This is a genomic window from Lutaonella thermophila (assembly GCF_055387725.1).
This window is the reverse complement of record NZ_AP043783.1, coordinates 1,044,297-1,068,713: the sequence shown is the minus strand read 5'-3', so window position 1 is coordinate 1,068,713 and position 24,417 is coordinate 1,044,297. Positions and strand designations below refer to the sequence as shown.

At 36.7% G+C, this 24,417-nt stretch carries 26 protein-coding genes; 7 read left to right on the top strand and 19 right to left on the bottom strand.

Translation table 11 applies throughout. The features are described from left to right. Positions 1-79 precede the first annotated feature (79 nt). From ACZ5CF_RS04865 to ACZ5CF_RS04790, 16 genes are all read right to left on the bottom strand, one after another. Positions 80-1,159 carry a branched-chain amino acid aminotransferase gene (locus ACZ5CF_RS04865; RefSeq protein WP_464580721.1) on the bottom strand — a complete coding sequence of 360 codons (1,080 nt, stop codon included), beginning with the start codon at positions 1,157-1,159 and terminating at the stop codon, positions 80-82. A 13-nt stretch (positions 1,160-1,172) separates the two neighbouring features. Further along, the gene (locus ACZ5CF_RS04860) at positions 1,173-2,465 is read right to left on the bottom strand and encodes a dihydrolipoamide acetyltransferase family protein (RefSeq protein ID WP_464580831.1); all 1,293 of its coding nucleotides are present in this window, start codon (positions 2,463-2,465) and stop codon (positions 1,173-1,175) included. An 84-nt stretch (positions 2,466-2,549) separates the two neighbouring features. Continuing rightward, complete coding sequence (locus tag ACZ5CF_RS04855; protein WP_464580720.1) at positions 2,550-3,149, bottom strand: acyltransferase; 600 nt, start codon at positions 3,147-3,149, stop codon at positions 2,550-2,552. A gap of 5 nt (positions 3,150-3,154) precedes the next feature. Further along, positions 3,155-3,907 (bottom strand): enoyl-CoA hydratase/isomerase family protein, encoded by a 753-nt coding sequence (locus ACZ5CF_RS04850; protein ID WP_464580719.1) that lies wholly within the window; start codon positions 3,905-3,907, stop codon positions 3,155-3,157. Positions 3,908-3,910: 3 nt separating this feature from the next. After that, positions 3,911-6,409: a phenylacetic acid degradation bifunctional protein PaaZ gene (paaZ, locus tag ACZ5CF_RS04845; protein WP_464580718.1), complete on the bottom strand. Its 2,499-nt coding sequence runs from the start codon at positions 6,407-6,409 to the stop codon at positions 3,911-3,913. Between the two features lie 10 nt (positions 6,410-6,419). Continuing rightward, the gene (locus ACZ5CF_RS04840; protein ID WP_464580717.1) at positions 6,420-7,019 is read right to left on the bottom strand and encodes a short chain dehydrogenase; all 600 of its coding nucleotides are present in this window, start codon (positions 7,017-7,019) and stop codon (positions 6,420-6,422) included. 3 nt (positions 7,020-7,022) lie between these two features. Beyond that, positions 7,023-8,228, bottom strand: coding sequence for a 3-oxoadipyl-CoA thiolase (gene pcaF, locus ACZ5CF_RS04835; RefSeq protein ID WP_464580716.1), 1,206 nt, complete (start codon positions 8,226-8,228; stop codon positions 7,023-7,025). A 15-nt stretch (positions 8,229-8,243) separates the two neighbouring features. After that, positions 8,244-8,648, bottom strand: coding sequence for a PaaI family thioesterase (locus ACZ5CF_RS04830; protein WP_464580715.1), 405 nt, complete (start codon positions 8,646-8,648; stop codon positions 8,244-8,246). Positions 8,649-8,654: 6 nt separating this feature from the next. Next, a complete protein-coding gene (locus tag ACZ5CF_RS04825) occupies positions 8,655-9,818 on the bottom strand; it encodes a 3-hydroxyacyl-CoA dehydrogenase NAD-binding domain-containing protein (protein WP_464580714.1) in 1,164 nt (387 codons plus the stop codon). A gap of 8 nt (positions 9,819-9,826) precedes the next feature. Continuing rightward, the gene (locus ACZ5CF_RS04820; protein ID WP_464580713.1) at positions 9,827-10,612 is read right to left on the bottom strand and encodes an enoyl-CoA hydratase-related protein; all 786 of its coding nucleotides are present in this window, start codon (positions 10,610-10,612) and stop codon (positions 9,827-9,829) included. 42 nt (positions 10,613-10,654) lie between these two features. Next, positions 10,655-11,158, bottom strand: a complete 504-nt coding sequence (gene paaD / locus ACZ5CF_RS04815; RefSeq protein WP_464580712.1) for a 1,2-phenylacetyl-CoA epoxidase subunit PaaD — start codon at positions 11,156-11,158, stop codon at positions 10,655-10,657. Between the two features lie 19 nt (positions 11,159-11,177). Continuing rightward, complete coding sequence (gene paaC / locus ACZ5CF_RS04810) at positions 11,178-11,930, bottom strand: 1,2-phenylacetyl-CoA epoxidase subunit PaaC (RefSeq protein WP_464580711.1); 753 nt, start codon at positions 11,928-11,930, stop codon at positions 11,178-11,180. A 27-nt stretch (positions 11,931-11,957) separates the two neighbouring features. Then, the gene (gene paaB / locus ACZ5CF_RS04805; protein ID WP_464580710.1) at positions 11,958-12,242 is read right to left on the bottom strand and encodes a 1,2-phenylacetyl-CoA epoxidase subunit PaaB; all 285 of its coding nucleotides are present in this window, start codon (positions 12,240-12,242) and stop codon (positions 11,958-11,960) included. 1 nt (position 12,243) lies between these two features. Then, on the bottom strand, positions 12,244-13,200 hold the full coding sequence (gene paaA / locus ACZ5CF_RS04800) for a 1,2-phenylacetyl-CoA epoxidase subunit PaaA (RefSeq protein WP_464580709.1): 957 nt from the start codon (positions 13,198-13,200) through the stop codon (positions 12,244-12,246). Positions 13,201-13,222: 22 nt separating this feature from the next. Next, positions 13,223-14,296, bottom strand: coding sequence for a 1,2-phenylacetyl-CoA epoxidase subunit PaaE (gene paaE, locus ACZ5CF_RS04795; RefSeq protein ID WP_464580708.1), 1,074 nt, complete (start codon positions 14,294-14,296; stop codon positions 13,223-13,225). Between the two features lie 123 nt (positions 14,297-14,419). Further along, on the bottom strand, positions 14,420-14,998 hold the full coding sequence (locus ACZ5CF_RS04790) for a TetR/AcrR family transcriptional regulator (protein ID WP_464580707.1): 579 nt from the start codon (positions 14,996-14,998) through the stop codon (positions 14,420-14,422). 77 nt (positions 14,999-15,075) lie between these two features. On the opposite strand from ACZ5CF_RS04790, the gene ACZ5CF_RS04785 reads away from it, so the two are divergent. Beyond that, a complete protein-coding gene (locus ACZ5CF_RS04785) occupies positions 15,076-15,387 on the top strand; it encodes a rhodanese-like domain-containing protein (protein WP_464580706.1) in 312 nt (103 codons plus the stop codon). Here the strand turns inward: ACZ5CF_RS04785 and ACZ5CF_RS04780 are convergent. Then, positions 15,384-16,334, bottom strand: a complete 951-nt coding sequence (locus tag ACZ5CF_RS04780) for a GSCFA domain-containing protein (protein WP_464580705.1) — start codon at positions 16,332-16,334, stop codon at positions 15,384-15,386. The two genes, ACZ5CF_RS04785 and ACZ5CF_RS04780, sit on opposite strands and share 4 nt — an antisense overlap. 13 nt (positions 16,335-16,347) lie before the next feature. Further along, the gene (gene alaS / locus ACZ5CF_RS04775; protein ID WP_464580704.1) at positions 16,348-18,960 is read right to left on the bottom strand and encodes an alanine--tRNA ligase; all 2,613 of its coding nucleotides are present in this window, start codon (positions 18,958-18,960) and stop codon (positions 16,348-16,350) included. A 117-nt stretch (positions 18,961-19,077) separates the two neighbouring features. Between alaS and ACZ5CF_RS04770 the strand changes: the two genes are divergently transcribed. The 5 genes from ACZ5CF_RS04770 to ACZ5CF_RS04750 are packed head-to-tail and all read left to right on the top strand — an operon-like array spanning position 19,078 to position 22,255. Beyond that, on the top strand, positions 19,078-20,055 hold the full coding sequence (locus ACZ5CF_RS04770) for a M23 family metallopeptidase (protein WP_464580703.1): 978 nt from the start codon (positions 19,078-19,080) through the stop codon (positions 20,053-20,055). Next, on the top strand, positions 20,055-20,384 hold the full coding sequence (locus ACZ5CF_RS04765; RefSeq protein WP_464580702.1) for a MerR family transcriptional regulator: 330 nt from the start codon (positions 20,055-20,057) through the stop codon (positions 20,382-20,384). Before ACZ5CF_RS04770 ends, ACZ5CF_RS04765 begins: the two co-directional genes overlap by 1 nt. 21 nt (positions 20,385-20,405) lie before the next feature. Beyond that, a complete protein-coding gene (locus ACZ5CF_RS04760) occupies positions 20,406-21,005 on the top strand; it encodes a LemA family protein (RefSeq protein ID WP_464580701.1) in 600 nt (199 codons plus the stop codon). Between the two features lie 4 nt (positions 21,006-21,009). Beyond that, positions 21,010-21,447 (top strand): TPM domain-containing protein, encoded by a 438-nt coding sequence (locus ACZ5CF_RS04755; protein WP_464580700.1) that lies wholly within the window; start codon positions 21,010-21,012, stop codon positions 21,445-21,447. Continuing rightward, the gene (locus ACZ5CF_RS04750; RefSeq protein ID WP_464580699.1) at positions 21,428-22,255 is read left to right on the top strand and encodes a TPM domain-containing protein; all 828 of its coding nucleotides are present in this window, start codon (positions 21,428-21,430) and stop codon (positions 22,253-22,255) included. The genes ACZ5CF_RS04755 and ACZ5CF_RS04750 overlap by 20 nt, the downstream gene beginning before the upstream one ends. A 49-nt stretch (positions 22,256-22,304) precedes the next feature. Here the strand turns inward: ACZ5CF_RS04750 and der are convergent, their stop codons facing one another. After that, positions 22,305-23,609: a ribosome biogenesis GTPase Der gene (der, locus tag ACZ5CF_RS04745; RefSeq protein ID WP_464580698.1), complete on the bottom strand. Its 1,305-nt coding sequence runs from the start codon at positions 23,607-23,609 to the stop codon at positions 22,305-22,307. 76 nt (positions 23,610-23,685) lie between these two features. Between der and ACZ5CF_RS04740 the strand changes: the two genes are divergently transcribed. Then, positions 23,686-24,417: an SIMPL domain-containing protein gene (locus ACZ5CF_RS04740; RefSeq protein WP_464580697.1), complete on the top strand. Its 732-nt coding sequence runs from the start codon at positions 23,686-23,688 to the stop codon at positions 24,415-24,417.

The following is a 24,417-nucleotide window of genomic DNA, read 5'->3' as shown; positions in this document are numbered from 1 at the left end:
TTCATCTGTTTTTGCGTTAGGGATTGAAACGACATCCTCCCAACCTATTGGGAGATATAGTGTAAAGCCCGACCTCTAACTAGTTAGAGGAAACGCCCACATTGGTATTTACTGTTTTCATCCAATTAAACTTATCTGGTGCTGAGCCAGAGCGTATTGCGTTCATGGTATTTGTAACCCAAGTTGCAACAGGGTTTTCGTCTGATATTTTTATAACCTCATCTTTATAACCAATCTCAGATATCATGGTAATAAATACGGCTGTACCTGTACCAAATGCTTCTTCTAACTTTCCTTGCTTGGCACTTTCTATTATTTCGTGTATGGTAATTGGTCGCTCTTCTACCTCATACCCTTTGTCTTTTAAGAGTGTAATAACGCTATCTCTTGTTATTCCCGCCAAAATAGAGCCGTTTAGACTAGGTGTAATGAACTTTCCGTCTATTTTAAAGAAAATATTCATTGTGCCTACCTCTTGAATATACTTGTGTTCTTTAGCGTCTAACCACAATACTTGGTCAAACCCTTTAGCCTTAGCTTTTTCTGTAGGCAAAATTGCAGCTGCATAGTTACCTGCTGCCTTTGCTGCACCAGTACCACCATCGGCTGCTCTTATATATTCTGTTTCTGCATAAAGTTTTATTGGCTTGTTGTAAAGCGGTCCGGCCGGAGAGCAAATAATCATAAATTTATATGATGTTGCTGCTCTCATACCAATAAAGCCTTCGTCGGCAAACATATAAGGTCTTATGTAAAGTGCACTCCCTTCTTGTGGTGGTATCCAATTAGCATCTAACCCAATTAGTTTATACAATCCTTCTAAAAACAACTCTTCAGGAATGGTTGGCATTCCCATACGTTTAGCACTAAAGTTTAGTCGTTTTGCGTTTTGTTCGGGTCTAAACAGTAAAGGCTTGCCATCGTGACTTAAGGTAGCTTTCATTCCTTCAAAAATAGCTTGCCCATAGTGTAGTGCCATGGCTGCAGGATGCAGTTTAATATCATCCATTGGCACTATTCTGGGGTTTTGCCAATTTCCGTCTTGGTAGTCACAAACAAACATGTGGTCTGTAAACTTCATACCAAGAGGAATGTTATTAAAGTCTAACTCATTAATTTTAGATGCTGTTGTTTTATGGATAGTGATGTTGTACGACATGACTTTTACGTTTTTAAAAGGTTCTACTAGTATCAAACTGTTCTAAATAATCGGCTACACGACGTAAAAATGAACCTCCCAAATAACCATCAACCACACGGTGATCAAAAGAAAGGGAGAGGTACATCATGTTTCTAATGGCAATTTCATCGCCTTTAGGGGTCTCTATAACTTCAGCTCTTTTTTTAATAATTCCTAAGGCCAGAATAGCAACTTCCGGCTGATTTATTATTGGTGTTCCCATTAAACTACCAAACGTACCTACGTTTGATATAGTAAAGGTGCTTCCTTTAATTTCGTCTCCTGAGAGTTTATTTTCTCTTGCTTTTGTTGCCAGCTCATTCACATTTTTAGCTAGTTCGGGTAGCTGTTTTTTATCGGCTTCTTTTACAACAGGAACTATTAGATTTCCACTTGGCAACGCTGTTGCCATACCAATGTTAATTGTATCTTTTACAATAATTTTTGTGCCATCTACAGAAGCATTAATCATTGGGAAATCTTTAATTGCCTTTGCAACAGCCTCTACAAAAAGCGGTGTAAAGGTTAACTTTTCTCCATACTTTTTGTAAAAGGCATCTTTATTGGCATTACGCCAGTTTACCATCTCTGTTAAATCTGCTTCTACATATGCTGTTACATGCGGTGAGGTATGCTTAGAGTACACCATATGATCGGCAATCATTTGGCGCATTCTATCCATCTCTACTATACGGCCGGTACCTTTATCTAAATTTAATTGTGGTATTCTGTATGCTGTAGGATCTTGTACTACCGGTTGACTAAATTTGTATGGTCTGCCTTGCTCTATGTAAGCATACAAATCGCTTTTTCGTAATCTGCCATCCTTTCCGGTAGCCGGAATTCTGGCTAATTCTTCAAAACTTATATGATGTGCTTTTGCTATACTTACTATTAATGGCGAAAAAAAGGTGTTGTTTTGAATACCAACCGAAGTTGTAGCTGTTTGTTGAACAGTCTGTTGAAACTTAGGCTTTTTGGGTTTAGCAACTTTGTTTTGAGGTTTAGTTTCTGATTTATTTTGAGTTTCTTTTGAAGAAGATTCTTCTGATTGCTTTGGCTTATTGGAAACTTCTAAAATAGCAATGGCATTACCAACCGGAACAACGTCTTTAGGATTACATAATTTTTTTACAAGTGTGCCGGCTGCCGGAGCAGGCACCTCGTTATCTACTTTATCTGTAGCAACTTCTAATAAAATATCGCCCTCATTAAAAGTATCACCTTCCTCTACCAACCAATTAATTATGGTTCCTTCGGTAATACTCTCTCCCATTTTGGGCATTTTTAACTCAAACTCCGCCATCTTATTAACTAATGTTTGTTAGTTTAAAACTTGTAATTCTCTCTAAAATTTAACCTAAAAAGGTTATTTGTTTTTTAAAAAATCTCGCAATGTATCGTAAAATGCGTCTTGTACTTTTTGATTTTTCGGTACTTTTCGCAAAGGCTCTACTTCTTGCAAACTCTCAAAACAATCTGCCGGAAGTTGTTGGTAAAGCTCTGTTCCTTTTGTTTTCCAGGCTATCATCTCATCGGTTACTTCTTTTACAATTTTAGCCGGATTACCAACAACTAAACTCCTTCTTGGTATTTTAGTTTCTGCCTTAATAAAAGTCATAGCACCAACAATACATTCATCTCCAATTTCTGCATCGTCCATAATAACACTATTCATACCTATAAGGCAGTTTTCACCCAAATTGGCACCGTGTATAACGGCACCGTGCCCCACATGAGCGCTTTTTTTTAGGGTAATACTTTTACCCGGAAACATATGTACGGTACAGTTTTCTTGTACATTAACACCGTCTTCTAAAATTATTTGCCCCCAATCTCCTCTAATTGCAGCTCCGGGTCCTACATAACAGTTTTTCCCGATAATAACATTACCGGTTACTGCAGCCAGCGGGTGAACAAAACTGCTTTCGTGTACAATGGGTATGTAACCTTTAAAACTGTAAATCATTTTTATTACTTAAAGCGTTTTAATGTCTCTTTTGTAAAATCGCTCAACACTAATCTTCCACTAATTTTAGCGCGCTCTGCCAATAATGTGTCCCAATGTTCTGTTCCTTCCCAGAACATAGCTTTCATCTCTGCCATGGCTTCCGGATTGTAGTTGCACAAATTCTCTGCAAATTCTTTAACGGCTTTGTCTAACGCTTCTGTAGTTTCAAAAACATGCGTGTAAAGTCCTTTTTGTAAAGCCCACTGAGCCGGATAAAAAGTATTAGCATCTATTGCTATTTGAGACATAGCACTTAATCCCATTTTTCTAGCTACTGCCGGACCAACAACAAACGGACCTATACCTACATTAAGCTCACTTAATTTAATTGCTGCATATTGTGTGGCCATACAATAGTCTGTAGCCGATGCCAAACCAACACCGCCACCAACAGTTTTCCCTTGTACTCTACCTATTATAAACTTTGGACACTTTCTCATGGCATTTATTACGTTAGCAAAGCCAGAGAAAAACACTTTTCCGCTTTCTGCATCATCAATATTTATAAGCTCTTTAAAGCTTGCCCCGGCACAAAAAGTACGATCTCCCCCACTTTTTAACACTATTACTTTTATTTGGTCATTCTGACCGGCTTCTGTTATGGTTTGTGCCAGCTTTGCCAAAATATCTCCCGGCAAAGAGTTATGTGCCGGATGAAAAAATTCTATATACCCTACTCCGTTTTCAATATGTTGTTTTACGTATGGTTGTGTCATAACTTATAGTATTCCAAATTGTTCAAAATGATGATTTAAATGTTTGCGTTCCAGTAAATACCACTCAAACTTATTTAGCTCTCCAAAAACCACATTTTTAGTTATAGCCTCAGGATTTTCTTTAAAAAACGCTACATAATTTTCTCTAGCCTCCAAAATTTTCTCTATAGCAGTTTGTAAATCCGGGTGTTTATGTGAGGTGATTTTGCTTTGTTCTGCCAATGGGAAATTATACTCTCGAGGCATTTTTTCGTAATTATATAAAGTGGCTTGTACTTTCTCTAAGATTTTATCAGGGGTAGCAATTTCAAAATCTTGAATTTCTCCTGAAGCAATTCGGTATGTATATTCTAAGTGTTCTACCATTTGCTGAGCAGTTAAACTACCCCACTTGGGTTTAGTTTCTGGCGTTAGTTTTGCCAAACACTCTTTAATTTTTTGGGTAGTCATCTCAACAAAAGTAGTTTGCTTTTTTTGCACCATTGTTAAAATGGTAGCAATTGCAACCAGTTCATCATCTGCATCAAAAACTTCTACATACCATTTCACTATGCCACTTGGCAGCTCTTTACCACGAGCATCTCTGTCTATTTTTTGCTTACAGGTTAACCTAACATAAATAGTATCATTGTGATAGATTGGACGTAAAAAACGGCATTCTTCTAAACCATAATTTGCAGCTACCGGACCTTTATTTGGATAAACAAACAAGCCTGCTGCTGCAGATATTATAAAGTAACCGTGAGCAGTACGCTTTTCGAAAATGCTTCCTTCTAATGAAGTAATATCTGTGTGGGCATAAAAATGATCCCAAGTTACATTTGCAAAATTTATAATGTCTGTATCTGTAACCGTTCTTTTATGAGTTTTTAAAGACATACCCGGCTCTATATCTTCCCAGTGATATTTGAACGGATGCTGAGGCGCATCTTTATATTTTGCTCTGGGTTGATAAATTCCGGTAATTTCTGTTAATGTAGTTGGTGTACCTTGAATTGCGGTGCGCTGTAAATAGTGCTTAACACCTCTCATACCTCCCATTTCTTCACCACCACCGGCTCTTCCCGGACCACCATGTACCAATGTTGGTAGTGGAGAGCCATGCCCGGTACTTTCTTTAGCGTTCTCGCGGTTTAATACTAAAATTCTACCGTGATGACTCGCAGCATTTACTACATATTCTCTGGCAATATCATCATTGTAGGTTACAATAGATGAAACTAATGAACCTTTACCCATTTGAGACAGTTTAATAGCTTCATCTAATGTTTTGTAAGGCATAATAGTGCTTACCGGACCAAATGCTTCTTGCTCATGTACTGCAGGGTTATTAAACGGATTGTCTTCTCTGAGTAGAATTGGGCTAATGAAAGCTCCTTTAGAAGCATCTGCCCCAATAGTTTCTACCGTATCTAAGCTACCATAAACTATTTGAGCCTTTTTAGCTATTTCTTGAACACTATTTTTTACTTCTTGTAACTGCTCTTTGCTTATTAATGACCCCATTCTAACCTCTTTTAATCTGGGATCTCCAATGGTAACTTTATCTAAAGCTTTACCAAGCGCTATTTGTACATCTTCAACTAATTTCTCGGGAACAATAATTCTTCTTATTGCTGTACATTTTTGACCACATTTAACGGTCATCTCTTTTCTAACCTCTTTAATAAACAAATCGAACTCAGGAGTTCCCGGCACTGCATCTTCTCCTAAAATAGAAGCATTAAGGGAGTCTGCTTCCATATTAAACGGAACAGATTCTTTAATGAGTTGCGGATGTGTTTTTAGTTTTTGCCCCGTTGCTGCAGAACCCGTAAAAGTAACTACATCTTGAGATTGTACCGTATCTAAAATAGTAGTTACTGTACCATTAATAATTTGTAATGCACCTTCGGGTAAGATGCCCGAATTTATAATTTCTCGGGCAACAGCTTCGGCTAAGTAAGAAGATTGTGGTGCAGGTAGTACTACAGCCGGCACACCTGCCATCCAGTTTACGGCACATTTTTCTAACATACCCCACACCGGAAAGTTAAAGGCATTTATATGTACTGCTACTCCTTGTTTAGGCACCATTATATGATGCGCCATAAAGCGTCCGCCTCGAGACAAATCTATTGGTTCTCCCTCTACATGAAACGGTTGATTTGGGAAAAGTTTTCGTAATGATGCATTGGCAAACAAATTGCCAAAACCACCCTCAATATCAATCCAGCTATCTACTCTGGTTGCTCCGGTACGGTAGCTTATTTCGTAGAAGGCTTCCTTTTTTTTGGTTAAGTATAATGCTAATTTTTTAAGCATCATACCTCGCTCCTGAAAAGTCATTTTTCGTAAAACCTCTCCACCTTTGGTTCTACCATATTCTAAAATTTCAGGAATATTTAATCCTTCTACTGCAGTATTCGCAATGTGTTCTCCTGTAACAGCATCAAAAACCGGCACTCCTTCGTCTTTTCCTTCTACCCACTGCCCTGTTACGTAATGTTGTATTTTTTTCATAAAATAGATTTTATGCCATTATTCTAAATATTCTACCTGTATTTTTTCCGAAAATACTTTTTACATAACCATCTACCACTTTATGCATTGGCACTGGTGTATTACCCGGAAAATAATCTTTATACTTCTCATAAGAGTCTTCTACCAAATCAGAACAAACAGCATTAACTCTAACAGAGGTAAGTTCTAAAGCTACTGCTTTAACAAAACTGTGAATAGCGCCATTAACCATCGCTGCACTTGTTGTTTTATCTACAGGGTCATCAGCCAAAATTCCTGTAGTTAGCGTAATCGAACCTCCTGAAGTAAGGTAGTCTTTGCCAATTCTAACTACATTTACTTGCCCCATTAACTTGCTTTTAATTCCTATATAAAAATCTTCTTCAGAAAGGTTTGTAAATGCATCCCATTTAGCATCACCGGCTGTTACCACAATGGCATCTACTTTACCCACTTTTTCAAACATGCTCTTAATAGAGTCTGCATTGGAGAAATCTACTTGTACATCGCCAGATGTTCTTCCGGCAATAACTACCTCGTTCTCTTTAGCGAGTTTTTCTACGATTCGTTTCCCAATAGTTCCGTTGCCTCCTATTACAAGTATTCTCATTTTTTAAACTCTTTCTATTACAGCAGCATACCCTTGCCCAACACCAACACACATGGTAACCAATGCGTATTTTTTTTGTTGCTCATGAAGTTCTAAGGCTGCCGAGTAACAAATTCTTGTTCCTGTAACACCAAGCGGATGCCCTATAGCGATAGAGCCTCCGTTAGGGTTTAACCTTGAATCGTTATCTTCTATGCCCCAAGCACGCGTACATGCTAATACTTGAGCCGCAAATGCTTCGTTAAGCTCTATAATATCTATATCGTTTAATGTTAATCCGGCTTTTGCCAATGCTTTATTTGATGCTTCTACCGGACCAATTCCCATTATACGAGGCTCTACTCCTACTACTGCCGAGCTTACAATTCTGGCTAACGGCTTTAGATTGTATTTTTTTACAGCTTCGTCTGAAGCAATAATGGTAGCTGCAGCACCATCGTTTAAGCCGGATGCATTTCCGGCAGTAACTGTTCCGTCCGGTCTGAATGCAGGTTTTAATTTGGCTAAAACCTCTAATGTTGTATTTGGTTTTACAAACTCGTCTTTACTAAAAATTATAGGGTCTTTTTTTCGTTGTGGAATTGTTACCGGTACGATTTCTTTTGCCAATCTTCCATTTTCTTGAGCTTTAGAAGCTTTCATTTGGCTCCAGAATGCAAAAGCGTCTTGGTCTTCTCTAGAAATTTTATATTTATCTACCAAGTTTTCGGCTGTATTACCCATACTGTCTGTACCATATTGCTGCTCCATTTTAGGATTTATAAAGCGCCACCCAAAACTTGAATCATACATTTTTGCATCGGTTCCGAATGCGCTAGACGGTTTTGCAATAACATACGGGCCACGAGTCATGTTTTCTACACCTCCTGAAATAAACAAGTCTCCGTCTCCTGCTTTTATAGCTCTGTTTGCATGAATAATTGCCGACAACCCCGAACTACAAAGTCTGTTTATGGTCTCTCCCGGAACGGTATAAGGTAATCCGGCTAACAGTAAAGCCATTCTGGCTACATTACGGTTATCTTCTCCGGCTTGGTTGGCACACCCCATAATAACATCATCATATGCTTCTTTTGGTATGTTGGGGTTTCTTTCTACTAATTCTTTAATTACAAGTGCCCCTAAATCGTCTGTTCTAACAGCCGATAGCGTTCCTTTATAGCTTCCTATTGGTGTTCTAACTCCGTCTATTATATATGCTGATTTCATGTATACGCTATTTTATTATTCCCAGTCTTTAGAGGTTCTGTACACTACTCCTTTAAATAGTGCCACAAGCTCATCTTCTCTTTTAACTTCTATAATATTAAATCCTAATTTGTTGTTTACTTTTTCTATGACAGATTCTGCTGTTAAATAATCTCCAGCTTCTACAGCTTCTATATGATTTATTGAGGTTTCTATAGATACTGCATATTTACCATGAGTATTGGCTGCAAAACCAAAAGCTGTATCGGCAAGTGCATAGGTAATTCCGCCGTGGGCTTTTCCCATACTGTTGAGCATTTCTTTTCTTACGGTCATTCCAACTTTACACCTACCCACTTCACATTCTAAAATTTCTATCCCCAGCCATGTGCTAAAAGGATCTAAGCTCAACATTTTATATGGTATCTGTGCTCCTTTCATGATAAACTACTCATAAAATTTTTTACCCTCTTTAGCCATTTTTCTTAATAGTGGGCTGCATCTGTACCTGTCTTCATGGTATTCATTGTACAGTTCATCTAACTTATTTACGCACCACTCTATACCTTTCTCATCTGCCCAGGCAAGTAACCCTTTAGGGTAATTTACTCCTTTGGTCATGGCATTGTCTATATCTTGTGCAGAGGCAATATTTAAAAACAATGCATCTGCAGCTTCGTTTATGAGCATTACCAAAACTCTATCAAAAATGTAATGTGCTAAAGCATTGTCTTTTTTGGGTTCAGGATTTTGAGCTCCTTCTGAGTAATCGTAATATCCTTTACCTGTTTTTCTTCCTAAATAGCCTGCTTCTGATAAACGCTTTTGGGTAAACGAGGGTTTGTATCTTGGATCGTAATAAAAGGCTTTAAATACGGTTTCGGTTACAGTATAATTAACATCGTTTCCAATAAAATCCATTAACTCAAATGGTCCCATTTTAAAGCCTCCGACTGTTTTTAAACTCCAATCTATAGTAGCAAAATCGGCTACACCTTCTTCATAAATTCGTAACGATTCTCCATAAAAAGGTCTCGCTACTCTATTAACTATAAACCCGGGAGTATCTTTTGCAATGGCTACTGTTTTATTCCATCCTGAAATTATTGTAACTGCAACATCTAATATTTCTTTGGCAGTTTGAACTGCCGGAATAACCTCAACCAATTTCATTAAAGGTGCCGGATTAAAAAAATGAATTCCTATACACCTTTCCGGCTTTTGTAATGCCGATGCTATTGACGCTATAGATAATGATGATGTATTTGATGCAATTATGCAATCTGATGAAACTATGGCTTCTACTTTTTTAAATACTTCTTGCTTAACAGCTAAATTCTCTACAATGGCCTCTATTACTAGTTGGGCATCTTTAAATGCATCGAGATTATTAACAAAAAGTATATTATTTAAAATTCTGTCTTTTTCGGTAGTATCTATTTTGCCTTTTTCTACTAATCGCGACAAAATTTTTGAAAGCTTAGACTTTGCATTACTTAAAGCGCTATCATTGGTATCGTACAATTTTACCACACAACCTGAAGTTGCTGCTACTTGAGCAATACCGCTTCCCATTGTTCCGGCACCTATAATTGCAACATTCTTTATCATTCGGTTCTTTATTTTCCTTTAAACTTAGGGACTCTTTTTTCTAAAAAGGCTGCTACTCCTTCTGAGTAGTCTTCTGTTTGCGAGGCTTCTATTTGAAATTTAGATTCTAAAGCTAATTGTTGCTCTAAAGTATTGGTTAATGATTGGTTAAAAGCCTCTTTAATTAATCCTAGCGCTCTGGTTGGCATATTGGCAAGTGTATTTGCCAATTTATTTACTGTATCTTCATACTCATTTGCAGCTAAGCATTTATAAATCATACCCATACTTTCTGCTTCTTGAGCACTCACTTTATCGCCAAGCATAGACAATGCTAAGGCTTTTTGAAAACCAATTAACCTGGGTAAGAAAAATGTCCCGGCACTATCAGGTATTAATCCAATTTTACTAAATGCCTGAATAAAACTGGCTTGCTCGTGTGCCACAACAATATCGCAAGCTAAGGCAATATTAGCTCCTGCGCCGGCTGCTACACCATTTACGGCAGCAATAATTGGCTTAGGAATATTTCTGATTTTTTGTATGATTGGATTGTAGTGTTCTTCAAGAATTTTTTTAAACCCGGGATTGAGATCGGGCGAGGTTACTTCTTTTAAATCTTGTCCGGCGCAAAACGCTTTACCGCTTCCGGTTAGTATGATGGCTCTTACAGCATTATCTTGCTTACAAGAATCTAATAAATCTTGTAAACGTAGTGCCATCTCTCTATTAAAACTATTAAATACTTCAGGGCGATTAAGCGTTAAAAAGGCTACGCCATTATTTATATTACATGTTACAGATGGGTTGCTCATACCTTCTTTTTAAATTAAATCCTGTTCTGTTGGCAGTACAGGTTATTTTAAACATTTAAAATAATCAAACGGTTCTTGGCAATCGTTACACTGAAACATAGCTTTACAAGCCGTAGAACCAAACTGGCTAACCAGCCTTGTATTAGTAGACCCACATTGGGTGCATTTTACTATTTGTTTGTTGCCTAATAGTGCTTGTTTATCGGCTTCGGGATCTAAAGGAGGTGCAATTCCGTAGTCGGCCAACGCTTTCCTTCCTCTTTCTGTAATCCAATCGGTAGTCCAAGCAGGCGATAATACAAGCTCTACGTTAGCTTTATATCCGGCCTCAGAGAGTGCTTTTTTTATATCGTCTCCTATAACATCCATTGCTGGACAGCCACTGTAAGTTGGTGTTATTTTAACATGAGCAACTCCCTCACTATCTAAAACCGCTTCTCTTACAACACCCATGTCTAATATGGAAAGCACCGGAATCTCCGGATCTGACACCTTTTCCAGAATGGGTTGTAATTTTTTGTCTATATGTTGCTCTTGGGTTATCATAACTTACATAGTTATAAGATTACCACTCCATATTAGGATAAGCACGTTGCATATATTGCATTTCGGCAAGAATGTAGCCCATATGCTCTGTATGTATTCCTTGCTTGCCTCCTTTTTGAAAATATTTAGATTCAAGGATTTTAATAGTAGCTTCTTGTAAAACGTCTTTAACAATTTGGTAATAGGTGTCTTTTAATTTTAGGGTATCTACACCAACTCCTTGTTTAATCATCTCTTTGTCTGCTTCTGTTTGATGAAATAGTTCATCGGTGTACATCCAAAGATCGTCTATAGCTTGTTGCATTTTTGTATGACTTTCTTCGGTACCATCACCTAATCTTTTTATCCAATCTGTAGAAAAACGTTTGTGATAACTAACTTCTTTAATGGCCTTTTTAGCGATAGCAGATAAGGTTAAATCGTTACTATTTTCTAACTCTTTTAAAAACAGCCAGTGATAAACATCAAATAAAAACTGGCGTGCAATAACGTAAGCAAAGTCTGTATTGGGCTGTTCTACTAACAACACATTAACATACTCACGCTCTTTACGTAAAAATGCAATGGAATCTTCTGTGGCATCACCTCCAATAACTTTTGCAGCATATTGGTAATAACTACGTACTTGCCCCAAAAGATCTAATGATATATTGGTTAAAGCTATATCTGTTTCAAGACTGGGGCCATGACCGCAAAGCTCTCCTAATCGCTGCCCCAATATTAAACAGTTATCTGCTACACCTAAAATGTATTGATATAGATTGTTTTTCATTGTTTTAAGTTTTACCGTAACATATTGTTACATGTGCTTTACCTCATCGGGCAAATTGTAAAAAGTGGGATGTCTGTAAACCTTATCTTGAGCGGGCTCAAATAACTCGCCATTGTGCTCAGGATTAGAGGCCTTAATATGTTTAGACTCTACCACCCAAATACTAACTCCTTCGTTTCTACGTGTATATACATCTCTGGCATTTTCTAAAGCCATCTCTGCATCGGCTGCATGAAGACTTCCAAAATGTCTATGCTCAAGTCCGTTTTTACTTCTAACAAAAACTTCCCAAAGTGGCCAATCTTTTTTCATATTAACCTGCTTTATTTATTTTTTTATTTGATTGTTTTTCTGCGTAAGCCATTGCAGCTTCTCTAACCCATGCGCCTCGTTCCCAGGCACCTTTTCTGGCTTTCATACGTTCTTTGTTACACGGGCCATGCCCTTTAACTACTTGCCAGAACTCATCCCAATCTATCTCACCAAAATCATAATGACCACGTTCTTCATTCCATTTTAAATCAGGATCCGGTATTGTTAACCCTAGAATTTCGGCCTGAGGAACGGTTTGATCTATAAATTGCTGACGTAACTCATCGTTTGTTTTACGCTTAAGCTTCCACTTCATAGATTGTGCTGTGTGCACAGATTGATCGTCTGTTGGACCGAACATCATAAGTGCCGGCCACCACCATCTGTTTAGCGCATCTTGAGCCATTTCTTTTTGCTCTGGTGTACCCTGACAAAGTTTTAGCATTATCTCGTACCCTTGTCTTTGGTGAAAGCTTTCTTCTTTACAAATTCTTACCATAGCACGTGCATACGGGCCATACGATGTATTACATAATGGTACTTGGTTAATAATTGCAGCGCCATCTACCAACCAGCCAATAGCTCCTATGTCTGCCCATGTTATGGTTGGGTAATTAAAAATTGATGAATATTTTGCTTTACCCGAATGCAATTGCTCATAAAGCTCTTCTCTAGATATTCCAAGTGTTTCGCAAGCACTGTATAGGTATAGCCCATGACCGGCTTCGTCTTGCACTTTTGCTAAAAGCGCTACTTTTCTTCGTAAAGAAGGTGCGCGAGTTATCCAGTTACCTTCGGGTAGCATCCCAACAATTTCTGAATGCGCGTGTTGAGAAATTTGACGTATATGGGTTTGCCTGTATTTTTCAGGCATCCAGTCTTTTGGTTCTATTTTTTCATCGCGAGCAATACGCTCTTCAAATTGTTTTTCTAAACTTTTTATTTGTTCTTCGCTCATAGCGTTTGTTTTTCTGTTGCTTTTATACATCAAAATCTACCACTACTTTTTGGGTGGTAGGTACAGCCTGACAACTTAATACAAAGTTGTTTTTTAGATCTTCTTCTTCTAAAGCGTAGTTTATTTTCATCTCTACAGAGCCTTCTACCACCTTACATTTACATGTACTGCAAACACCGCCTTTACAGGCATATGGTAAATCGGCTCCGGCAGCCAATGCACCGTCTAATAAATTATCGTACTCATCTTCCATTACAAAATGGAATTCTTTACCTCCATCTATTATGGTTACTTGAGTGCCATCTACTTTTTGTTCAAGCACATCGGCAATGTGTTTATCTTGTTCTGCCGATCCTCCGGAGAAAAACAGCTCGTAATGTATTTTGTTTTTGTCTAATCCGGCTTCTTGAAGTTTATCTCTAACTAAGAAAATCATCTCTTCCGGGCCGCAAATAAAGCAGTGAGCCGTATCTGGAATATCTATAAATGTGCTGGTGAGAATCTCCATTTTTTCATCGTCAAAACGACCATTTAAAAACGGAATATCTCGTTGTTCTTTTGTTAAAAAATAAAACACATGAAAGCGCTCAAAATACTCATTTTTAAGCTGCTCTATTTCTTCTTTAAAGATAATTGATTTTACGGTTCTATTCAAGTAAAACAGCTTAAAGGTACTATTGGGTTCTTGCTGTAAATGTGTTTTAATGATTGATAGAATTGGAGTAATTCCGCTACCGGCAGCAAATGCTATGTAGTTTTTTGGTGTTGCGGGATCTACTTCTACATAAAAAGTTCCATGAGGAGGCATTACTTCGAGCTCATCTCCGGCCTTTAATTGCGTATTTGCATAGGTAGAAAACACTCCGCCAGGAATTTTCTTTATAGCAATTTTAAACTCATTATCTGTAGGAGCAGAACACAACGAGTAGTTTCTTCTTACCTCTTGGCCGTTTAGCTCTTTTTTTATTGAAATATGCTGACCTTGTTTAAAGTTGAAAGTTTCTTTTAAGTGCTCAGGAATTGAAAACGAAACCACCACACAGTCTTTGGTTTCTTTATATACCGACGCAACTTTTAAGGGATAAAAATCTGTCATCTTCTCTTAACCTATTTTTAACTAACAGTTGTTAGTTTGCCAGACAAATTTAAAAAATAATTTTTAAAAGTTGCAACCTTTTAACAAGGTAACTATCAGTAAATTAACAGTTTTTATAAAAAATTAATGTTTAGCTGCTATACCGTTTATTAAAACGTTAGCAAGGCTTGCGGAAAGCTCTTGAGTATTTAAATCTTCTTTGTTTGGAATCCAGATATATAAAGAGCGAAGTGTTGATAACATTGAAAACAATAAAACATCAGGGTTGGCATCTATAATTTCTTTTTCTTTAATGCCCTGAATGATAATGTTTTTAAAGTTCTCCTCGTAGTTTTTTCTGAGTGTTAAGTAGTACGCCAATTGGTCTTCAAGATGCATCCAATCATTATTTAACGACGCCATCCCGTAAGTATTCTCACTCGTAATTTTTACATGTAAACTAATTATTTGTTCTAATTTACCAATGGCACTACTATTAGATTGTTTTATTTGCTCCATCCCGGCAGTAAATGTTTCTGCCAAAGTGATAATTATGTTTATTAGTATATCTTGCTTAGAACTAATATGATTGTATAAACTTGCTGCTTTAATACCCATTGCTTTGGCCAAATCGCGCATTGTAACAGCACTATACCCCTTTTCTTTAAAAAGTTTTGCTGCAGTTTTAACAATTTCGTCTTTACGGGTTTCTGTCTTTTTCATTTGCAACCTAAATCACATTATGTAAAAGTAGTTTGCTTAATTTTGAATAAATATATTAATTACAATAAAAATATGTTATGGGACTGCTTGACTTTATTTTTAGAAAACGAGCTACTAAAGTTAAACGTTTTTTAAAAAACAATGCTGTTATTATAGATGTTAGAACACCTAATGAGTTTAAAAAAGGAAGTGTAACGAATGCTAAAAACATACCGTTGCAAGAGCTGCACCAACGTTTAGATGAAATTAAGGCTTTACAAAAACCGGTTATAGTTTGTTGTGCCAGTGGAATACGATCTGAAAAGGCTGCAAAATTTTTAAATTTAAATAATATTGATGCGATTAATGGCGGAGGATGGAAATATTTACAGCAATTAATTTCTACCTAAAACTCTATAAACGGATAGTGCGCTTGTATGGTTTTAATTTGCTCTTGAAGTCTGTTTTTAAATTTTTTATGTGCCTCTGAAGATTCATTAAAGGGTTTGTGCGACAATGCTTTTTGTATAGACTCTACTTGATTTAGTGTTGATAGAGCATTATCGTTTATCCATACTTTTTTAAATTTTTCCCAAATGTAATCTATTGCTATTTGGCTTGGATGTATCATGTCTGCTTCGTAAAACCTGTAATCTCTTAGCTCATCCATCATTAATTCGTACGAAGGAAAATAATAAACCCTTTCTCGTTCAGAAACCACGCTGTTTACAGCACTTATTAAATGTGCTTTACTTACATTATTCGCTACAAAACCATCTTTTAAATGCCTAACAGGAGATACCGTAAAAATTACGGTGATTTTGGGGTTTACACTCTTTAAAAGCACCAAAATATCTTGTAATGCACCTGTTATTGATGCAACCGGCAACAACTCTTTCAAGAATTTTTTTTGTGGAACTTTATGGCAATTAGCTACAATAGCATCAGATTCAATATATCTATAAGCCCAAGAGGTACCCAACGTTAATACAACATGTGTAGCCTGGTTTAGCACCATATTGGTAGTTTCAAGATTTTTGTTTAAAGTAGCTAATACCTCTTCTTGTGTATTAGCGCTAAGTTTAGAATGAGCATCAAAACAGTGCCACAAATCTTCATGGTAAAAAACATTGTTTGCAGCATACCAATCTAAATTAACAGCACGTTCTACAAAATTTTTGATTGCTACAGGATGAAATAAAATCCCAAACGGATTGATTGTACATTGAAACTTGTAATATTGAAGCTTAGCCCCAATATTTTCAACAAAACAAGACCCTAACAACAGCAATTTAGACTCGTAACTTATTGTATTATGAGTTTGCTTTTGTAAAGGTATCTGTGTTGTTAATTTCACAATATCATATTAATTAAACAATGTAACTTTTGGCTTTTTCTAAAGCTTCTGCAATACCTTCAGGATTTTTTCCTCCTGCAGTTGCAAAAAATGGTTGTCCGCCACCACCTCCATGTATTAGCTTACCAAGCTCTCTAACTATTTTACCGGCATCTAATCCTTTTTCTGCAACCAATTCTTTAGAAATATAGCAAGTAAGCATTGCTTTGCCGTTGGTAGCAGTTGCAAATAGTAAAAATAAGTTGTTGTGCTCTCCGCCAAGCTCAAAAGCTAAGTTTTTAATCCCGGCTTGATCTAAATCTACTTCAGTAGCTAAAAACTGTACACCATTAAGTTCTTGTAGTTTATGTTTTAACTCGGTTTTTAAGTTTTTAGCTTTGTCTTTTAGCAATTGTTCTACTTGTTTTTTTAGTGCTGCATTTTCTTCCTGTAAGTTAGCAATTGCTTTAAGCGCATCTTTTGGGTTTTTTAATAAGGCTTTAACCTCATTATACTCTTGTACTTGAGCTGTAAAATAATCTTTAGCAGCCTCTCCGGTTATAGCTTCAATTCTACGTACTCCTGCTGCAATAGCACTCTCAGATTTTATTACAAAATGCCAGATGTCTGCTGTATTTTGTACGTGAGTACCACCGCAAAGCTCTACGCTTTTACCAAACTGAATGGTCCTAACGGTATCGCCATATTTTTCTCCAAATAAAGCGATTGCTCCATTTGCAACAGCCTCGTTAAATGGTATATTTCTGTTTTCAGCTAACGGTAATTGCTCTTTAATTCTGGCATTAACAAAATCTTCTACCTGTTTAAGCTCTTCGTCGGTTACTTTAGCAAAGTGAGAAAAATCAAAACGTAAATAATCGTAATGCACTAAACTTCCTTTTTGCTCTACATGTTCGCCTAAAATGGTTCTTAAAGCCTGGTGCAATAAATGTGTAGCAGTATGATTAGCAGCTGTTTTACTTCTTAAATTTTTATCTACTACAGCTTTAAAAGTATCTGTTATGTGAGAGGGTAAATTTTTAGTAATATGTATAATTTGATTGTTTTCTTTTTTAGTATCTAAAACATGTATAACCTCCCCGTTTGAAGCTTCTAAATACCCTCTATCTCCTATTTGCCCCCCACCTTCTGGATAAAACGGAGTTATATTAAATACTAACTGATAAAGCTCTCCTTCTTTTTTACTTTTAACCTTTCTGTATTTGGTGATTTTTATTTGTGTTGTTAAGGCATCGTACCCAATAAATTCTTCTTCGTCATCATCTAAAAGCTCAACCCAATCTTCTGCTGACACCTCTCCGGCTGCACGAGATCTTGACTTTTGCTTTTCCATCTCGACATTAAATTCTTCTTCATTTAAGCTATACCCTCTTTCACGTAAAATTAGTGCAGTTAAATCTATCGGGAAACCATACGTATCGTATAGTTCAAAAGCTTTTTTTCCTGAAATAATCTTGCTATCACTTGATTGTATAACATTTTCAAGCAATAACAAACCTTGGTCTAATGTTTTTAAAAAAGAATGCTCTTCTTCTTTAATTACATTTTCACAAAGTGTTTTTTGAGCTTTAATTTCAGGGAAGGCTTCGCCCATTTGATTACTGAGCGTTTGAACCAATTTATAAATAAACGGCTCTTTTTGCTGCAAAAATGTAAACCCGTATCTGATAGCTCTTCGTAAAATTCTTCTAATTACATACCCAGCACCGTTATTACTTGGCAACTGCCCATCTGCAATGGCAAAAGCAACGGCTCTAATGTGGTCTGCAATTACACGAATAGCTATATCTGTTTTTTCTTCTTTGCCGTATTGGCTACCGGTAATTGTTTCTATCTCTTTAATTAAAGGTGTAAAAACATCCGTATCGTAATTACTTTTTACGCCCTGTAAAACCATACACAAGCGTTCAAAGCCCATACCGGTATCTACATGTTGCTCAGGTAATTTTTCTAGAGATCCATCTGCCTTGCGATTGTATTGCATAAATACCAAGTTCCAGATTTCTACAACCAGCGGATGGTCTTTATTTACCAAATCTTTCCCAGGAATTTTTTTCCGTTCTTCTTCCGGCCTGATATCTACATGAATCTCAGAGCATGGGCCACACGGACCTTGATCTCCCATTTCCCAAAAGTTATCTTTTTTGTTGCCCAGCAAGATCCTGTCTTCTGCTATATGTTTTTTCCAGAAATTATAGGCTTCTGTATCTTTCGCTAAACCATCTTCTTTATCGCCTTCAAAAATGGTAACGTACAAAATGTCTTTATCTATTTTAAACACTTCGGTTAAAAGCTCCCATGCCCAAGCAATTGCTTCTTCTTTAAAGTAATCTCCAAAACTCCAGTTACCCAGCATTTCGAACATGGTATGATGATAGGTATCATGCCCAACCTCTTCTAAATCGTTATGCTTTCCAGAAACACGCAAACATTTTTGAGTATCTGCAACGCGAGTATGTTTGGGTGTTTTATTCCCAAGAAAAAACTCTTTAAATTGGTTCATTCCGGCATTGGTAAACATTAAGGTAGGATCGTCTTTAATTACCATTGGAGCCGATGGTACAATTGCATGTTTTTTACTTTCAAAAAACTGCAAAAACTTAGCGCGTATTTCTTGAGATTTCATGAAAATCTTAACCTTTTTATAAATTTAATAGTATGTGTAAAACAATTTTTATCTTTGTTCGTTTCCCATTGAAAACAACTATCGTTTTAAAACTGCAAAAATAGTACATTTAAACCAATGTCTAAGGTAAAATATTATTACGACCCTGAGACGCTTTCGTATAGAAAGATAGAACCCAAAAAGTCTAAAAAAATTAGAAACTTTTTACTGTTTCTATTGGCATCTGCTTTGTTTGGTGGGTTAATGTTAGTTGGTTTACTTAATAGCAGTTTTTTTAACACCCCAAAAGAACTTGCTTTGCAACGAGAACTAAAAAATTACGAGCTACAGTTTGAGTTGCTTAACAAAAAAATGTCGCAATTAGAAGAGGTATTAGCTAATATAGAAGAGCGCGACAACAATATTTACAGACTTTATTTTGAAGCAAATCCAATACCTGAAGAGCAACGTAGAGCCGGTTTTGGTGGTATAAACAGATATAAAGAACTTGAGGGTTTTAATAACTCTGAGATGATAATTAGTACGTTAAAACGAATGGACGTGCTACAAAAACAAATGGTGGTGCAATCTAAATCGCTAGATGAGATTGCTAAATTAGCCAAAGAAAAGGAAAAGCTTTTGGCTGCAATTCCGGCAATACAACCGGTAAGTAATGAAGATTTAACCCGAATGGCCTCAGGATACGGATGGCGCTCTGACCCATTTACCAAGGTTAGAAAATTTCACTACGGAATGGATTTTACAGCACCAAGAGGCACTCCTGTGTATGCTACCGGAGATGGTGTTGTAACCAGAGCAGACAACGGTTCTGCCGGTTACGGAAGACATATTAGAATAGACCACGGTTATGGCTACGTAACACTATATGCACATTTAAGCAAGTATAATGTTAAACGAGGGCAACGTGTTAAGCGTGGAGATATTATTGGGTTTGTAGGCAGCACCGGTCGTTCTCAAGCACCACATCTGCATTACGAAGTTTTTAAAGATGGAGAGCGCATAAATCCAATTAACTTCTATTACGGTAGTTTATCTGCCGAAGAGTTTGAAGCATTACTAAAAGCAGCATCGCAAGAAAACCAATCGTTAGATTAATGCAAGTAAACTTACCAGAAAAGCGGTATTACAGTATTGGCGAAGTTGCCAAAGCTTTTGGTGTTAACACCTCTTTAATACGGTTTTGGGAAAAAGAATTTGATATTTTAAAACCCAAAAAAAACGCTAAAGGAAACCGTAAGTTTACACCAGACGATGTAAAAAACCTTCAGTTAATTTATCATTTAGTAAAAGAGCGTGGTTTTACGTTAGAAGGCGCTAAAATTCATTTAAAAGAAGAGAAAAAAAAGGTGCTCTCAAATTTTGAGATAATTCGTAAATTAGAATATATAAAAACAGAGCTTTTAAAAATAAAAGAACAACTCTAACCTAACTAAAAACAAAAAATTATGAAAAAGTGGTTAATTCCTGTTATTATTCTTGCCCTTATTGTTATTGGCTTATACCGTTGGGGCGTATCGTTTAATAACACGGCTGTTAGATTAAACGAAAATGTTTCTGAAGCTTGGGGTAATGTACAAACTGCTTACCAGCGTAGAAACGATTTAATAGGAAACTTAGTAAAAACTGTGCAAGGTGCTGCAGATTTTGAACGAACCACTTTAAGAGAAGTTATAGAGGCTCGTGCAAAAGCAACACAAACAACTATTGATCCTGCCAACATTACTCCAGAGCAACTTAAGCAATTTAACGAAGTTCAGGGTGGGTTAAGCGGAGCCTTATCTAGATTGTTAGTTGCTGTTGAGCGCTACCCTGATTTAAAAGCAAATCAGAACTTTTTAAAGCTTCAAGATGAGCTAACGAGTACAGAAAATACCATTCAAACTGCTCGTGTAAGATTTAACGAAGCCATTAAACCCTATAACGAACATATTAAAACATTCCCTAACTCTATTTTAGCCGGATGGTTTGGTTTTGATGCCAAACCGTATTTTGATGCAGAAGCAGGAGCAGAAAAACCTGTTGAAGTAGATTTTAACTTTAACTAAACAAATGTCTGTTGCCGAAAACTTTTTATCTCCGCAAGAAGAGCAAGAAATTATAGATGCTATTAGAAAAGCAGAAAAATATACTTCTGGCGAAATAAGAGTTCACATAGAAGCCGGCACCGGTAAAGATCCGTTTGAAAGAGCCAAAGAAGTGTTTCATTTATTAAAAATGGACAACACCAAAGAAGAAAATGGCGTGCTAATTTACGTTGCCGTTAAAGACCATACTTTTGCTATTTGTGGTGATAAAGGTATAGACAGAGTAGTGCCAGAAGGATTTTGGAATGCTACAAGAGATTTAATAGCATCTTATTTTAAAAAAGGACAATATAAACAAGGCCTTGTAGAAGGCATATTACTTGCCGGAAAAGAATTGCAAGAACATTTTCCGTGGGATCATAACGACACAAACGAACTTTCTGATGCAATTTCTAAAGGGTAAACACGCTACAAATAAACACATATTATGGGTGCTAACAGCGGGATTATTGCTTGTAAGCAACACCATTACTGCACAATTTAATATTCCGCCTGTACCCAAGCAGCAAACTAGTGTTTACGATTACGCTGATTTACTTGCAGAGCAAGAAGAGCAAACTTTAAAACGCAAATTAATTTCGTATGCAGATACTACTTCTACACAAATTGTAGTTGTAACCATCCCCTCATTACAAGGAGAAAACATTGGACTTTTAACTCCGCGTTGGGCTCATAAATGGGGTGTTGGGCAAGCAGATAAAGACAATGGAGTTTTTATTTTATTAGCCGAAAAAGAACGCAAAATTTGGATTTCTCCCGGCTATGGTGTAGAAGATAGGCTAACTGCCGGAACTGTTGGAGAAATTACCAGAAACGTTATAATACCGGAGTTTAAAGCAGGTAGTTATTACAGAGGTTTAGACAAAGGTACCGATGCAATTATTGCTGTTTTAGCCGGAAAATACAAAGAAGATAGAAACTTTAACTCTAACAACAACGGCTTCCCTTTTGCTGCTTTATTACCCATAATTATATTTTTTATAATCATTATAATTCTTTCTAACAACAAGCGCGGTGGTGGCAACAGAGGACATAGATCGTCCGGATTAGATTTAATGGATATTATAATACTAAGCAACATGGGTAAAGGAGGTTTCGGAGGCTCTTCGGGTGGCGGTTTTGGGTCCGGAGGCGGTAGTTTTGGCGGAGGTTTTGGCGGTGGCTTCGGAGGCGGTGGCTTTAGTGGCGGTGGTGCCGGAGGAAGCTGGTAAGGGTTAATTTAAATCAGCCTTTTTTGCTTATAAAAACAACTTCTTTAAGCTATTTTTTGCGCATATATATTGTAATAGGTACCCCGTTAAAATTAAAGTTTTCCCTTAATTTATTCTCTAAAAAGCGTTTATAAGGCTCTTTTACATACTGAGGTAAATTAGCAAAAAACGCAAATTGAGGATAGTGTGTTGGGAGCTGTGTACAAAATTTAATTTTTATGAATTTTCCTTTATTAGACGGTGGCGGATTATGCTCTATAATAGGGAGCATTACATCATTTAGCTTTCTGGTTGGCACTTTACGACTCCTGTTTTCATAAACTGCAACGGCCGTTTCAATAGCTTTATATACTCTTTGTTTAGTTAAAGCCGAAATGAAAACTATAGGCACATCGGTAAAAGGCTCAATAGCTTTCCTGATTTGTTGCTCAAATTGTTTAGTAGTATGTGTATCTTTTTCTACTAAATCCCATTTATTTACTAAAATTACAATGCCTTTATTATTTCTAACAGCCAACCAAAATATATTCTGTACTTGACCATCAAAACCGCGTGTTGCATCTACCACTAATAAACAAACATCGCTATGTTCTATTGCTCTTACAGAGCGCATTACAGAGTAAAACTCTAAATCGTCTTTAACTTTAGATTTTTTTCTAATACCTGCAGTATCAACTAAATAAAACTCAAAACCAAATCGGTTATATTTAGTATCTATAGCATCGCGTGTGGTTCCGGCAATGTCTGTTACAATGTATCTTTCTTCGCCAATTAAAGCATTTATAAAAGATGATTTTCCGGCATTTGGCCTTCCTACAACTGCAAACCTTGGTAGCTCATCATCTTTATCAGCTTCTTTTTCCGGTAGTACTTTAACTAGGGCATCTAAAAGTTCTCCGGTTCCGCTACCGTTAATACTAGAAATGGTATAATAATCTCCTAAACCAAGCGAATAAAACTCAACGGCATCTTCCATTCGCTTAGCATTATCTACTTTATTTACAGCCACAAAAACAGGCTTATCTACTTTTCGTAATAAGTTAGCTACATCTTCATCCATTCCGGTAATTCCAGATTCTACATCTACCATAAAAATTATGGCATCTGCTTCATCAATAGCTAACTCAACTTGTTTGTCTATTTGAGCTTCAAAAATATCGTCGCTACCAACAACATAGCCACCAGTATCTATCACAGAAAACTCTTTCCCATTCCAATCACTTTTACCGTAGTGTCTGTCTCTGGTAACACCACTTACAGCATCTACAATGGCTTCGCGACGCTGAATTAATCGATTAAAAAAGGTTGATTTTCCAACATTAGGTCTTCCTACAATGGCTACTATAGCGCTCATATATTCTAAAATTTCATGCAAATATAGTGATATGACTATGATTTGTTGTATTTTGGTTACTCAAATAAATCTTACTATGAAAAACACCTCTTCGGCACTAATTTTTGGCATTGCCATTATAGCTGCTGCTTTTTTATTAGGAAATGCTTTTGTAAACAGAAATAAAACCGATGGCACAATAGCTGTTACCGGATTGGGAAAAGCAGATTTTACTTCGGATTTAATTGTTTGGGAAGGATCTTTTTCTAGTGAGAGTATAAACTTAACCGAAGCTTATAAAAGATTAGAAGCCGACAAAAAAATAATTTCTGATTATTTAACCTCTAAAGGTATTAGCCCCGAAGAATTGGTTTTTAACGCGGTACAAAGCAGAAAAAATACGCGTGTAAAATACTCGCCTCAGGGTAAATATATGGGTGAAGAGTTTTTAGGTTATGTGCTTACTCAAGCTATTACCGTAGAATCTAAAAATGTTGAAAAAGTAGAAACCGTATCAAGAGAAATTACCGAACTTTTAAACAAAGGAATTCAGTTTTACTCACAACCTCCGCGTTATTATTATACTCAACTTGCCGATTTAAAAATTGAAATGATTTCTAAAGCTACAGCTGATGCCAGAGCAAGAGCCGAAAAAATTGCTGAAAATGCCGGTGGGAAACTCGGTGAAGTTTTAACTGCTAAAATGGGCGTTTTTCAAATTACCGGTCAAAATTCTAACGAAGAGTATTCTTGGGGTGGCACTTACAATACTTCGGCTAAAGAAAAAACAGCTTCTATCACCATGAAATTAACATACGAAGTAGATTAA